The organism is Streptomyces sp. NPDC104202 (genome assembly GCF_055584185.1).
In genome coordinates, this window is the sequence record NZ_JBVJMN010000048.1 from 1 (window position 1) to 12,437 (window position 12,437).

12 protein-coding genes are annotated in these 12,437 nt (G+C 75.3%); 6 read left to right on the forward strand and 6 right to left on the reverse strand.

Annotation, left to right across the window (positions count from 1 at the left end):
* Positions 1-91: 91 nt before the first annotated feature.
* The gene (locus ACZ60W_RS26635; protein WP_469757905.1) at positions 92-1,159 is read right to left on the reverse strand and encodes an alkene reductase; all 1,068 of its coding nucleotides are present in this window, start codon (positions 1,157-1,159) and stop codon (positions 92-94) included.
* A gap of 133 nt (positions 1,160-1,292) precedes the next feature.
* On the opposite strand from ACZ60W_RS26635, the gene ACZ60W_RS26640 reads away from it, so the two are divergent.
* The gene (locus ACZ60W_RS26640) at positions 1,293-1,820 is read left to right on the forward strand and encodes a MarR family winged helix-turn-helix transcriptional regulator (RefSeq protein ID WP_469757906.1); all 528 of its coding nucleotides are present in this window, start codon (positions 1,293-1,295) and stop codon (positions 1,818-1,820) included.
* A 16-nt stretch (positions 1,821-1,836) separates the two neighbouring features.
* Here ACZ60W_RS26640 and ACZ60W_RS26645 read toward each other — a convergent pair whose 3' ends face one another.
* The 3 genes from ACZ60W_RS26645 to ACZ60W_RS26655 form a co-directional block, all read right to left on the reverse strand.
* On the reverse strand, positions 1,837-2,895 hold the full coding sequence (locus ACZ60W_RS26645; RefSeq protein ID WP_469757907.1) for an aminotransferase class V-fold PLP-dependent enzyme: 1,059 nt from the start codon (positions 2,893-2,895) through the stop codon (positions 1,837-1,839).
* Between the two features lie 111 nt (positions 2,896-3,006).
* Positions 3,007-3,714, reverse strand: coding sequence for a DsbA family oxidoreductase (locus ACZ60W_RS26650; protein WP_469757908.1), 708 nt, complete (start codon positions 3,712-3,714; stop codon positions 3,007-3,009).
* Positions 3,715-3,776: 62 nt separating this feature from the next.
* Complete coding sequence (locus ACZ60W_RS26655) at positions 3,777-4,769, reverse strand: GlxA family transcriptional regulator (protein WP_469757909.1); 993 nt, start codon at positions 4,767-4,769, stop codon at positions 3,777-3,779.
* Positions 4,770-4,839: 70 nt separating this feature from the next.
* On the opposite strand from ACZ60W_RS26655, the gene ACZ60W_RS26660 reads away from it, so the two are divergent.
* Positions 4,840-6,234 carry an MFS transporter gene (locus ACZ60W_RS26660; RefSeq protein WP_469757910.1) on the forward strand — a complete coding sequence of 465 codons (1,395 nt, stop codon included), beginning with the start codon at positions 4,840-4,842 and terminating at the stop codon, positions 6,232-6,234.
* Between the two features lie 82 nt (positions 6,235-6,316).
* Here the strand turns inward: ACZ60W_RS26660 and ACZ60W_RS26665 are convergent, their stop codons facing one another.
* Positions 6,317-7,810, reverse strand: a complete 1,494-nt coding sequence (locus ACZ60W_RS26665) for an aldehyde dehydrogenase (NADP(+)) (RefSeq protein WP_469757911.1) — start codon at positions 7,808-7,810, stop codon at positions 6,317-6,319.
* Between the two features lie 185 nt (positions 7,811-7,995).
* Between ACZ60W_RS26665 and ACZ60W_RS26670 the strand changes: the two genes are divergently transcribed.
* Positions 7,996-8,766, forward strand: a complete 771-nt coding sequence (locus ACZ60W_RS26670; RefSeq protein ID WP_469757912.1) for an IclR family transcriptional regulator — start codon at positions 7,996-7,998, stop codon at positions 8,764-8,766.
* A gap of 80 nt (positions 8,767-8,846) precedes the next feature.
* Here the strand turns inward: ACZ60W_RS26670 and ACZ60W_RS26675 are convergent, their stop codons facing one another.
* On the reverse strand, positions 8,847-9,344 hold the full coding sequence (locus tag ACZ60W_RS26675; protein ID WP_469757913.1) for a cupin domain-containing protein: 498 nt from the start codon (positions 9,342-9,344) through the stop codon (positions 8,847-8,849).
* A gap of 173 nt (positions 9,345-9,517) precedes the next feature.
* Here ACZ60W_RS26675 and ACZ60W_RS26680 point away from each other — a divergent pair, with 173 nt between their 5' ends.
* The 3 genes from ACZ60W_RS26680 to ACZ60W_RS26690 are packed head-to-tail and all read left to right on the forward strand — an operon-like array spanning position 9,518 to position 12,413.
* On the forward strand, positions 9,518-10,519 hold the full coding sequence (locus tag ACZ60W_RS26680; RefSeq protein ID WP_469757914.1) for a hypothetical protein: 1,002 nt from the start codon (positions 9,518-9,520) through the stop codon (positions 10,517-10,519).
* An 8-nt stretch (positions 10,520-10,527) separates the two neighbouring features.
* Positions 10,528-11,757: a sensor histidine kinase gene (locus ACZ60W_RS26685; RefSeq protein WP_469757915.1), complete on the forward strand. Its 1,230-nt coding sequence runs from the start codon at positions 10,528-10,530 to the stop codon at positions 11,755-11,757.
* 38 nt (positions 11,758-11,795) lie between these two features.
* Positions 11,796-12,413, forward strand: coding sequence for a response regulator (locus tag ACZ60W_RS26690; RefSeq protein WP_469757958.1), 618 nt, complete (start codon positions 11,796-11,798; stop codon positions 12,411-12,413).
* Positions 12,414-12,437 lie beyond the last annotated feature (24 nt).

The following is a 12,437-nucleotide window of genomic DNA, read 5'->3' on the forward strand; positions in this document are numbered from 1 at the left end:
GTTCTCGTACGGGACGTACTCGCGCTTTCGCCCGGTGCGGCGAGAGCGCGTGCCAGGCGTCGCGGGGCAGAGGGGATGGTGACGACAGGCCCTAGAGGGCGGGGTAGTCGATGTAGCCCTGGGGGCCGCCGGCGTACATGGTGGCGGTGTCCAGGGTGTTGTAGGGGCCGTCGTTGCGCAGCCGGGCGGGCAGGTCGGGGTTGGCGATGAAGAGCCGGCCGAAGGCGACGAGGTCGGTGGTGCCGTCCTCGATCAGGGCGAGGGAGGCGGCGTCGGTCTCCGCTTCGGTGGCCGGGTTGAGGATGAAGGTGCCGGCGAACCGCTTGCGCAGGTCGAGGACGAGCGGGCGGCGCTCGGGGGACGTCTCCAGGACGTGGAGGTAGGCGATGCCGACGGGCTCGATGGCGGTGAGCAGCGCGGTGTAGAGCTCCTCGGTGTCGGTCTCGCTGATGTCGTTGAGCGTGTTGGCCGGGGAGATCCGCAGGCCGGTGCGCTCGGGGCCGATCTCGGCGGCGACGGCGCGGACGACCTCGACGGCGAAGCGGATGCGGTTCTCGACGGAGCCGCCCCACTCGTCGGTGCGGTGGTTGGAGCCGGAGGCGAGGAACTGCTGGATGAGGTAGCCGTTGGCGCCGTGGATCTCGACGCCGTCGAAGCCGGCCTCGACGGCGTTGCGGGCGGCGGAGGCGAAGCCGGCGACGGCCTCGCGCACCTGGTCGCCGGTGAGCTCGCGCGGGGCGACGAAGTCCTTGGGGCCCTCGTGGGTGTAGACCTGGCCGGCGGCCGCGACGGGCGAGGGGCCGACGGGGTGGAGGTCGCCGTCGAGGAGGTCGGGGTGGCCGATCCGCCCGGAGTGCATCAGCTGGGCGAAGATCCGGCCGCCGCGGGCGTGGACGGCGGCGGTGACCTCGCGCCAGGCGGCGATCTGCTCGCGGCTGTGCAGCCCGGGGGTGTCGGGGTACCCCTGGCCCTCGGGGACGGGCTGGACGCCCTCGGTGATGATGAGGCCGGCGGAGGCGCGCTGGGCGTAGTACTCGGCGACGGCGGCCGTGGGGGTGCCGTCCCGGCCGTCGGCGCGGCTGCGCGTCATGGGGGCCATCGCGATGCGGTTGGCGAGGCGGGTGCCGGCGAGGTCGATGGGGTCGAATGCAGTGGTCACGGCTGTCCCTCACAGAAATATGTGGTCGGCCAACTATTCGGGCCGATGCCACTGTAACGCATTTAATTGGCCAGCCAAGAGAATCCCTGGCCACGGTAATCTGGAGGTCGAGAGCCGTCCCGAGGAGCCCGTGATGTCAGGAACCGACCCGGTCTGTACCGCCCCGTCCGCCGAGCCGCGGCCCCCCGCCGCGTGCGGCGGGACGGTCAGCCACACCCTGGCGTGGGTCGCGCGGATGCACCGGATCGCCATGGGCCGGCGACTGCGGGACCTCGGCCTCTACCCGGGCCAGGAGCTGATGATGATGCGCCTGTGGGACTGCGGCCCGGTCCGCCAGTCCGAGCTCATCCAGTCGCTCGGCCTCGACCCCTCGACCGTGACGAAGATGCTCCAGCGCCTGGAGCAGTGCGGATACGTCCGCCGCAGCCCGGACCCCGCCGACCGCCGCGCGGTCCTGGTCGAGGCCACGGAACGGGGCGCGGCCCTGCGCGCCGGCGTCGAGGGCGCCTGGACGGACCTGGAGGACCGGACGCTGGCCGGGCTCGCCCCGGCCGACCGTGCCGCGCTCGCCCGGCTGCTCGGCCTGGTGGGCGACAACCTGGCCGAGGAGGCGGGCGAGGAGGCCGCCGCCTGCCCCCCGGCACCGGGAGCCGTCTGCTGAGACCGGGCGGGGCGGGTCAGTCCGCCAGGACGTCCAGGGCGCGGTCCACGTCCGCAGCCGTGTTGTACAGGTGGAAGGAGGCCCGGAGGTTGCCCGCGCGGGCCGAGAGCAGGACGCCGGCCTCCTGGAGCGCGTCGGCGCGGTGGCCGAGGCCGGGGATCGCGACGACCGGGGAGTCGTCCGGGACGGGGGCGTGGCCGAGGGCCAGCAGACCGGAGCGGAAGCGGGCCGCGAGCCCCTTGTCGTGGGCCTGGACGCGCCCGATGCCGATCTCCTCCAGGAGCGCGAGCGAGCGGGCCGCGCCGTGGTACGAGAGGAACGCGGCGGGCTCGTCGAAGCGGCGGGCGGAGCGGGCGAGTTCACGGACCGGACCGTAGACGTTGGCCCACAGCTCCTCGCCCGTGACCCAGTTGGCGTGGATCGCGAGAAGCGAGTCCTGCGCCTCCTCGGTGACGGTGAGGAAGGACGCGCCGCGGGGGCAGAGCAAGTACTTGTAGCCGCCGGCGACCGTGTAGTCCCACTCCCCCGCGTGCAGCGGCAGCCAGCCGGCCGACTGCGTGGCGTCCAGGAGGGTGCGGGCGCCGTGGGCGGCCGCCGCCTCCCGCACCGCCGCGAAGTCGGCCGTACGGCCGTCCGCCGACTGCACGGCGGAGAACGCGACGAGCGCCGTCCCGGGGCGCACGGACTCGGCGAGCCGCTCCAGCGGCACGAACCGGGTCTTGAGGTCGCCCCGGACGGTGAAGGGGGTGATGACGGAGGAGAAGTCGCCCTCGGGGAAAAGGATCTCGGCACCCGCGGGCATCGACTGGGCGATCATCCCGCAGTGCACGGCGACGGAGCTGCCGACGGCGACCCGCTCGGGGGCGACGTGCGCGATCCGGCCGTAGGAGGCGCGGGCCTCGTCGACGAGCGCGAAGCTGCCGGCGCCGCCCGGACGGCCGTCGGCGGTCTCCTCGGCGAGCCGCGTGACGGCCTCGACGGTCCGGCGCGGCAGAAGTCCGCAGGCCGAGGTGTCCAGATAGGTCTTCTTGGGCGCGAACTCGGCTCCGCCGAGCGGCTGGTCCAGGGAATCCATGCTCCCAGCCTGGATTCCCCACGATCACCCGTCAATGGCGATCCGATCGTGGGGAACACCCAAGCCGCGCTTATCTCCGCAGGTCAGACCGGTGGAACCGGCCGGCGGCGGTCAGGACTGCGGAACCTCGCAGGCGCCGTCCGGGCCGCAGACCTCCGCGTCGGAGCCGACCGGCTGGAGCGCCCGGCCCTGCCACGCCTGCTCCAGGGCCTGGGTGAAGACCTCGGCGGGCTGGCCGCCGGAGACGCCGTAGCGGCGGTCGAGGACGAAGAACGGGACGCCGTTGGCGCCGAGTTCGGCGGCCTCCCGCTCGTCCTCGCGGACGGCGTCGGCGTAGGCGGACGCGTCGGTGACCACGGCCCGCACCTCGGTCTCGTCGAGACCGGCCTCGACGCCGAGCGCGACCAGGGTCTCGTCGTCGAAGACGGAGCGCTCCTCGGCGAAGTGGGCGCGGTAGGCCAGGTCGAGCAGCTCGCTCTGGCGGCCGCGCGCCTTGGCGAGGTGGAGCAGCCGGTGGATGTCGAAGGTGTTGCCGTGGTCGCGGCCCTCGGTCAGGTAGTCGAGACCCTCGGAGTGGGCGTTGGAGGCGACGTGCGCCTCCATGGCGCGGGCCTCGTCGAGGGTGCGGCCGTACTTCTTCGCCAGCATCTCCAGGACGGGCGCCCGGTCGCCCTTGGGGCTGCGGGGGTCGAGCTCGAAGGAGCGGTGCACGACCTCGACGTCGTCGCGGTGGGCGAAGGCCGCGAGCCCCTTCTCGAAGCGGGCCTTGCCGATGTAGCACCAGGGGCAGGCGATGTCGCTCCAGATCTCGACGCGCATGTGACTTCTCTCCGAGGGTTGCCGGTGGGTGTTCCCTGACGGAACGTGCCGGACGGTCGTCTTCATTCCGTTCCGGGCCCCGGTGTGACCCGGAGCACGGGCCGGCCGAAGGAGGCGCGGTAGCCGCTCGGGGTCAGGCCCGTGCGGCGCAGGAGGTGCTTGCGGAGGGAGTCCGCCCCGCCCAGTCCGGCGGAGCGCGCCACCGCGTCCATCGGGAGCGAGGTGGTCTCCAGGAGCTCCTTGGCCCGCTCGACGCGCTGGTGCAGCAGCCACTGGAGCGGGCTGACCCCGGTCTCGGCGTGGAAGCGGCGCGAGAGGGTGCGCACGGAGACGCCGGCGTGCCGGGCGAGGTCGGTGAGGCCGAGCGGTGCGTCGAGGTGTTCCATCGCCCACGCGCGCGTGTCGGCGAAGGAGACCCCGCGCTCGGGCGGCAGCGGGGTCTGGGTGAACTGGGTCTGGCCGCCGGGCCGCACGGGCGCGACGAGGGCGAGCCGGGCGACGGTATTGGCGACGGCCGCCCCGTGGTCGGTGCGGATGACGTGCAGGCAGAGGTCGATCCCGGCCGCGTATCCGGAAGAGGTCAGCACGGGGCCGTCCTGGACGAACAGCACGTCGTCCTGGAGGTCGACCGACGGGTGGCGGGCCGCGAGGAGCGGGCTGTAGGCCCAGTAGGTCGTCGCCGCCCGGCCGTCGAGCAGTCCGGCCTCGGCGAGCGCGAAGGCCCCGGTGCAGATGGAGGCGATCCGGCTGCCCCCGCCCGCGGCGGCCCGCAGCGCGTCGAGGATGCGGGGGTCGGGGTCGCTGTAGGAGCCGCTGCCCGCGAGGACCACCGTGTCGGCCCCGGCGACGGCGTCGAGGCCGTGCGGGACGAGCAGGTCGAGTCCGCCGGTGGTGGTGACGGGGCCGGGGTCGGGGGCGCAGATGACGGTCTCGTATCCGGGCCGGCCGTCGATCTCGACCTTGCCGAACAGCATCTCGGGGATGGCCAGGTTGAACATCGAGACGGGCGGGGCGGCGATCACGGCGACGCGCCGGACGCGGTGGTCGACGGGCATGGCCAGAACCTCCGGGCATATGGCATTCGGGCCACTACTGTACGTCCCCGCCGGTCACGAAGCTGGGGGCATGTCCTCAACAGACCTCGCGCGGGCCGCCGTTGCCGCCCCGTCCCCCCGCCGCCGTCCCCCGTCCCCCATGCCGCCGCGCACCGGCTCCCCCGGCACCGCGCTGGCCGCGGCGATGCTGGGCTTCGCCCTGATCACCCTCGACACCTCCGTCGTCAACGTCGCCCTGCCCGCGATCGGCGCCGACCTGCGGACCGGGATGTCCGGCCTCCAGTGGGTGGTCGACGCCTACACGCTGGCCTTCGCCGCGCTGCTGCTCTCCAGCGGGGCGCTCGCCGACCGGGTGGGGGCGAGCCGGGCCTACGCGGCGGGCGTCGTCCTCTTCACCCTGGCCTCGGCGGCCTGCGGCCTGGCCCCGGGCCTGCCGGCGCTGCTCGCGGCGCGCGTGGTGCAGGGCGTGGCGGCGGCCGTGATGCTGCCGGCCTCGCTCGCCCTGGTCCGGGAGGCGTACGGCGATCCGGGCCGACGGGCCCGCGCGGTGTCGCTGTGGGCGGCGGGCGGCACGGTCGCGGTGGCGCTCGGCCCGGTCGTGGGCGGGGCACTGACCACGGCCTGGAGCTGGCGGGGCGTCTTCTTCGTCAACCTCCCGGTGGGGCTCGTCGCCCTGGCCCTGCTGACCCGGGTGGCGCGGTCGGAGCGCCGGCCCGCCCCGTTCGACCTGGCGGGGCAGCTGGCGGCGGTGACGGCGCTCGGGGCGCTCACCTTCGCGGCCATCGAGGGCGGCACGGCGGGCCTGTGGGCGCTGGGGGCCGCGGTGGCCGCCTTCGCCGCGTTCCTGCTGGTCGAGGCCCGGCGGCGGCACCCGATGGTACCGCTCGGGCTCTTCCGGAACCCGACGGTGGCGGTCGCCGTCGCGGCGGGTTCGGCGAACAGCGTCGCCTTCTACGGCATGATCTTCGTCTTCGGCCTCTTCTTCCAGCAGGTGCTGGGCCTGTCGGCGCTCGAAGCGGGCCTGATGTTCCTGCCGATGACGGGGCTCCTCGCCGGGGTCAACCTCCTCTCGGCGAAGGCCGCGGCGCGGTACGGGGCCCGGCTTCCGGTGGTCGCCGGCCAGGCGGTCGCCGTCGCCGGCCTCCTCGGCCTGCTGACGGTGGACGCGGACTCCTCCCGGGTGGCGCAGGCCCTGCTGCTCGTCCCGCTGGCCCTGGGTGCGGGCTTCTCCCTGCCGCCGCTGATCGCCGCGATGATGGAGGCCGTGCCGGCGGAGCGCGCGGGGACGGCGGCGGGACTGCTGAACGCGGTCCGCCAGACGGCGGGCGCCCTCGCCGTCGCGGTCTTCGGTTCCCTGGCGGCGCGGGACATGGCGACGGCGCTCCGCGCCGGCCTCCTGATCAGCGCCGGCCTCCTCGCCGTGACGGCGCTGGCCTCGCTCCGGCTGCCGCGCGGCCGGGCGTGACCCGGTGTCACACCCTCTCGCGGTACCGGCCCGGCGCCACGCCGTGCGCGCGCTCGAAGGGCCGGCGCCGGGCGAGGGGGCTTCAGCGCCGCGGTACTCCCAGGGGGTTGCCGTCGCGGAGTTCCGGCGGGAGGAGGGGGTCGGGGGTCGACTGGTAGGTGACGGGGCGCAGCCAGCGCTCGATCGCGGTGGCGCCGACCGAGGTGCCGGTGGAGGTGGTGGCCGGGTAGGGCCCGCCGTGGTGCTGGGCGGGCGCGACGGCCACGCCGGTGGGCCAGCCGTTGACGAGGACCCGGCCCGCCAGCGGGGTGAGTTCGGCGAGCAGCGGGGCGGCGTCGGCGTCCTCCGCGGCGACGTGGAGGGTGGCGGTGAGGTTGCCCGGCAGCCGGCCGAGGACGGCGGTGACCTCCTGGGCGGAGGAGTAGCGGGCGACGACGGTGACGGGCCCGAAGCACTCCTCCAGGAGGAGGGCGTGGCCGCCGTCGGCGAGCCGGTCGGCGTCGACGTCGAGGACGCCGGCGCTGACGGTGTGCTCGCCGCCCGCGCCGGGGGTGACGGGGGTGCGCACCCCGTCGAGCGCGGCGCGCTCGGCGACGCCGGTGACGAAGGCGTCCCGCATCCGGTGGTCGAGCATCACGGCCGGCTCGGTCTCGCAGACGGCGGCGGTGAGGGCGGCGAGGAAGCGGTCGCCGTCCTCGCCGTGGGGAGCCAGGACGAAGCCGGGCTTGGTGCAGAACTGGCCGGCGCCGAGGGTCATGGAGCCGGCCAGGCCGCCGCCGATCTCCTCGGCGCGCTCGCCGGCGGCGGCGGGGGTGATGACGACCGGGTTGAGGGAGCCGAGTTCGCCGTGGAAGGGGATGGGGACGGGCCGGGCGACGGCCGCGTCGAACAGGGCCCGGCCACCGCGGACCGAGCCGGTGAAGCCGGCGGCCGCGACGAGCGGGTGGCGGACGAGGGCGACGCCCGCGTCGAAGCCGTGGACCAGGACGAGGACGTCCTCGGGCAGACCGGCCTTGGCCGCGGCGCGGCGCAGCAGGGAGGCGCAGATCTCGGAGGTGGCCGGGTGGTCGGGGTGGGCCTTGACGACCACGGGGCAGCCGGCCGCGAGGGCGCTCGCGGTGTCGCCGCCGGGGACGGAGAAGGCGAGCGGGAAGTTGCTGGCGGCGTAGACGGCGACGACGCCGAGCGGGATCTTCCAGCGGCGCATGTCGGGGCGGGGCGGGGTGGCTCCCGGGTCGGGGAGGTCGATCCGGACGTCGAGGTAGGACCCTTCCTCGACGACGTCGGCGAAGGCCCGCAACTGGGCTGTGGTGCGGGCGAGTTCCCCGGTGAGGCGGACCGGGCCGAGGGCCGTCTCGGCGTCGGCGGCCTCGGCGATCTGCGGGCCGGCCCCGTCGAGGAGGTCGGCGGCGGTGCGGAGGAACACGGCCCGCGCGGCGCGGTCGGCGAGGGCCCCGCGGGTGGCGTGCGCGGCCCGGACGGCCCGGTCGACCTCCGCCGCTGTGGCCTCCACCGCAACCTGCTCGCGCGGCTTCCCCGTCCGGGGGTCCACACTCCACACTGGTTCTGCCGCCACCGCCACGCCCCTGTTCGCTATTCTGAACACAGTTCCCGTAGATGAACGCATCTGTGCGGGACTCTATTGACGGCCCGGCCGTCTCCACAAGGGGCCCCGCCCGGCCAGGACGGCCGCCGGGCGTCCGGAGACCGGCCGGAGGGACGACCGGGCAGGACCCGGACGATGACAGAGGGGCGAGGGTCATGGTGACTGCCGACGCGGGTGGGGCGCAGGTGAAGTCCGCGGTGCGGACCGTGGAGCTGCTCGAGTACTTCGCCGGACGCCCGGGGATGCACTCGCTCGCCGCCGTGCAGGAGGCCGTCGGCTACCCCAAGTCCAGCCTGTACATGCTGCTGCGCACCCTGGTCGAGCTGGGCTGGGTGGAGACGGACTCCACCGGCACCCGGTACGGCATCGGCGTGCGGGCGCTGCTCGTCGGCACCTCCTACATCGACGGCGACGAGGTGGTGGCCGCCTCCCGGCCGACCCTGGACCGGCTCTCCGACGACACCACCGAGACCATCCACCTGGCGCGCCTGGACGGCACCAACGTGGTCTATCTGGCGACCCGCCAGTCCCAGCACTACCTGCGGCCGTTCACCCGTGTCGGGCGCCGGCTGCCCGCGCACTCGACCTCGCTCGGCAAGGCGCTGCTCGCCACCCACACCGACGAGCAGGTCCGCAAGCTGCTCCCGGAGACCCTCCCGGCGCTGACCGAGCACACCCTCACCGACCGCGAGGAGCTCATCGAGGAGCTGCGGGTCATCCGCGAGCAGGGGTACGCGGTGGACCGCGAGGAGAACACCCTCGGGCTGCGCTGCTTCGGCGTCGCGATCCCGTACCGGACCCCGGCCCGGGACGCGATCAGCTGCTCGGTCCCGGTGGCGCGGCTCACCCCGGCCCACGAACAGCTGATCAAGGACGCCCTGTTCGACGCGCGCGACCGGCTGACCCTCGCGACCCGCCGGCTCTGACCCCGCCCCGCAGGCCCCGCCCCGCCCGATGACCCCACCGGACCGCTGACCCCAGCGCGCGCGGGGCCGGCCGCGCGGGGTCAGCCGCGCTCGGCCAGCGCCGCCTGCCAGACCGGGCTGTCGACGTAGTGGTTGTCGTACGTCTCCGAGGACGCCTTGATCTCCTCGAAGCTCGCCTCGCCCCGCATGACCCGGCCCAGCAGACGCAGGTAGTCGAAGCGGGCCATGCCGGGCGTGAAGACGAAGAGCACGTCGGCCTCGGCGCCAGGCGCCGCCGCGAAGGCGTGCGGGGTATGCGGCGGGACGAGCAGGAAGTCGCCCTCCTCCAGGACGCTCAGCTCCTCGCCGACCAGGACCTGGAGCGAGCCGCCGAGCACGTAGAACATCTCCGACGCCTTGGTGTGGAAGTGCGCCGGGGCCCCGACCGCGCCCTTCGCGAACGAGGAGCGGTAGCTGGTCAGCCGGCCGCCGGTGGTGCCGGAGTCGGCGAGCAGGGTCATCACGCTGCTCGGGTCGGCGGTGGTCTCGGCGTCGGCGGCGCGGGTCAGGAGCGGGGCGAAGGTCTCGGTCTCGTTCATGATCACTACTCTAGAAGGCCATTGACCCCGGGACATGGGTCAATCGACCACCGGAATCACGGGTCAATTCCCGCTCCCGGCACCCGGGGACGAGGCCGCCTCCGCCGCGCGGCGGAGGCGGTTCAACACCCGGCAGGACGTGCCGGCGGGGGCCCGCGCGGGAGCGTGGAGCCATGACACGGACCGCTCCCCACCCCGCCCCGCCCGCCGCTTCCGACGCCGCCGGCCACCGTCCGGGGGCCGCCCGCCGGGCGCTGCGCCTCCTCGCGATCCTCTCCTGCGTCCCGTACGTCGCGCTCAAGGTCGCCTGGGTGGCCGGCGGAAGGATCGGCATCCCGGCCGGGAGCGTGCTCCTGGAGCACCCGCGGATGATGGTCGTCGCCAACTCCGTCTCGGTGCTCGCCGACGTCCTCGTCGCCGTCCTCGCCCTGCTGCTCACCCAGCCCTGGGGGCGACGGGTGAGCGCCCCTCTCCTCGCGCTGCCGATGTGGGCGGCGACCGGGCTGCTCGCCCCGATCATGACCGGCTACCCCACCCAGCTGGCGGTCGCCGTCCTCACCGGCGGCGGGAAGGCCGCCGAGCCGGGCGAACCCTTCCTCGACTCCTGGGTCTTCGCCGTCGTCTACAGCGGCTTCATCCTCCAGGGGCTCTCCCTCGGCACCCTCTTCGCCCTCTACGCCCGGGACCGCTGGGGCCGGCTGTGGAGCGGCCGGCTCGGCGACCCGGCCGCCGCGTCCGGAACCGGGCAGCGGGCCGCCGCGTGGGCGGGTGCGGTGCTCGCCCTCCTGCCCACCGCGCTGCACCTGATGTGGGCGGCCGGTGCGACGACCGGTCTGTCGGCCCGCCGGACCGCCGAACGCGACGCCGGCTTCCACGTCCTGGAGGCCCAGTGGTGCGGGTTCCTCGCCGTCGCCGTCGCCGCCGCCCTCGTCCTGGCGCTGCGGCGCCCCGCCCGGCTCCGCGTCCGCACCGCCCTCGCCCTGGCCTGGACGTGCTCGGCCGCCGTCGGCTGCTGGGGTGCCTATCTGTCCCTGGTCGCGCTGCTCCCGGAGGCGGATCCGGCCGAGCGGGTCCCCGGCCTCGTACAGCTGTCCTACGCTGGCGACATGATCACCGGCTTCGTCCTCGCCGCGAGCGTGGCCCTGTTCCTGCGGCGGCGGAGCGCCGCGGCGTGAGGCGGGGCGTGCGTGCCCTGGTCGGGCAGCGGGCCCGGCTGCGCTGGCTGCACCTGATCCTCGGCGGCGCGCTGTTCATGCCGTACTGGCTGGTCGGCACCGTGGTCATGGGCCCCTTCCTCGACGACGCGGCGATGTTCTCCGGCGGGCTCGGGGTGCAGCTCGGCGCGTACGCGGTGGCCCTGCCGCTCGTCGCCGTCACGGCGCTCTTCCCGCTGGCCCGGCCGATGTCGGTCGCGGCGGCGCGGACGCTGTGCGGGGTGCCGGCCGACGTCTTCGCCGACGGACCGGCCCGCGGCCGTGCGGCCAGGGCCGGGACGGCCGGCTGGTTCGTCCTGCACCTGGGCACCGGGGCGCTGGTCAGCGGGGCGACCCTGGCCCTGCCGCCGTTCGCGGTGGCCGTGATGGGACTGCCGTTCTCCCCGGCGCTGCGGGAGTCGGAGGTCGGCCGCTTCTGGGGGCTCGACCGGCCCTGGTGGGACTGGGCCGCGCTCCCGACGGGGCTGCTCCTGCTGCTCGCGCCGGCGGTGGCGGCCGCCGCCGTCGGCGCGCTGCTCGCCCGGCAGGCACCCCGGCTCCTCGGGCCGGGCCCGGCGGACCGGCTCGCGGCGGCCGAGCGGCGCGCGGCGGAGGCCGAGTCCCGCAACCGGCTCGCCCGCGAGCTGCACGACTCGGTCGGCCACGCGCTGAGCGCCGTCACCCTCCAGGCCGGTGCGGCCCGCCGGGTCCTGGACGGCGACGCGGCGGACCTGGAGTTCGTCCGGGAGGCCCTGACGGCCATCGAGGAGACCACGCGGCGCACGGTCGGGGAGCTGGACTGGGTCCTCGGCGTCCTGCGGGACGAGGGGCGGACGGACAGCGGGGGTCCCGGCCCCGGGCTCGACGCCCTGGAGGCCCTGGTGCGGGGTGCCGGACCGCGGGTGGCCCTGACCGTCTCCGGGGACCTCGGCGCCGCCCCGGAGGCGCTGTCACGGGAGGCGTACCGGATCGTCCAGGAGGGGCTGACGAACGCCACCCGGCACGCGGGCGGCGCGCCCGTCGCCGTACGGCTCGACGCACGGAACGACGCATGGGAGATCACGATGGAGAACCCGCTGCCCGAGCGGCCGCCGGTCGTCCGCCCGCACGGCGGACACGGCCTGCGCGGGGTCGGCGAGCGGGCCCGGCTCCTCGGCGGCACCGCCGAGGCGGGTCCCGTGGACGGCGTGTGGCGCCTCGCGGTCAGGATCCCCCGGTGACCGCCCCGGTCCGGGTCGTCCTGGCCGACGACGAGCGGATGGTGCGGACCGCCCTGCGCGTCATCCTCGACGCGGAGCCCGGCCTGCGGGTCGTCGGCGAGGCCGCCACCGGCCCCGAGGCCGTGTCGGTCGTGCGGGCGGAGCGGCCGGACGTGGTCCTCATGGACGTGCGGATGCCCGGGATCGACGGCATCCGGGCGACCGAGCAGATCCTCGCGTCGATGACGGACGCGCCCCGGATCGTCGTCGTCACGACCTTCGAGAACGACTCCTACGTCTACGACGCCCTGCGGGTCGGCGCCGCGGGCTTCCTCCTCAAGCGCGCCGCGGCGGAGGAGCTGATCGCCGCCGTGCGCCTGGTGGCCCGCAGCGACTCCCTCCTCTACCCGGCCGCCGTGCGCGCCCTCGCGGCGGAGCACGCGCGCCGCGGTCCCGCGGCCGCCCCGCCCTGGGCCGCGCGGCTCACCGACCGCGAGGCGCAGGTCCTGCGCCTGGTGTCGACGGGGCTGACGAACGGGGAGATCGCCGGCCGCATGGGCGTCGGCCCCGCCACGGTCAAGACCCACGTCGCGGCGGTCCTGGCGAAGCTGGGCGCCCGCGACCGGACGCAGGCCGTGATCCTGGCGTACGAGTCGGGGTTCGTGGGGGCGGGCTGACGGCGCGGACGGCTCTCCCCTCGC

Coding starts and splice junctions, on each gene's coding strand:
- ACZ60W_RS26675 (WP_469757913.1), bottom strand. CDS start 9,344: ATGAACGAGACCGAGACCTTCGCCCCGCTCCTGACCCGCGCCGCCGAC.
- ACZ60W_RS26670 (WP_469757912.1), top strand. CDS start 7,996: ATGGTGACTGCCGACGCGGGTGGGGCGCAGGTGAAGTCCGCGGTGCGG.
- ACZ60W_RS26680 (WP_469757914.1), top strand. CDS start 9,518: ATGACACGGACCGCTCCCCACCCCGCCCCGCCCGCCGCTTCCGACGCC.
- ACZ60W_RS26645 (WP_469757907.1), bottom strand. CDS start 2,895: ATGGATTCCCTGGACCAGCCGCTCGGCGGAGCCGAGTTCGCGCCCAAG.
- ACZ60W_RS26660 (WP_469757910.1), top strand. CDS start 4,840: ATGTCCTCAACAGACCTCGCGCGGGCCGCCGTTGCCGCCCCGTCCCCC.
- ACZ60W_RS26690 (WP_469757958.1), top strand. CDS start 11,796: ATGGTGCGGACCGCCCTGCGCGTCATCCTCGACGCGGAGCCCGGCCTG.
- ACZ60W_RS26655 (WP_469757909.1), bottom strand. CDS start 4,769: ATGCCCGTCGACCACCGCGTCCGGCGCGTCGCCGTGATCGCCGCCCCG.
- ACZ60W_RS26650 (WP_469757908.1), bottom strand. CDS start 3,714: ATGCGCGTCGAGATCTGGAGCGACATCGCCTGCCCCTGGTGCTACATC.
- ACZ60W_RS26640 (WP_469757906.1), top strand. CDS start 1,293: ATGTCAGGAACCGACCCGGTCTGTACCGCCCCGTCCGCCGAGCCGCGG.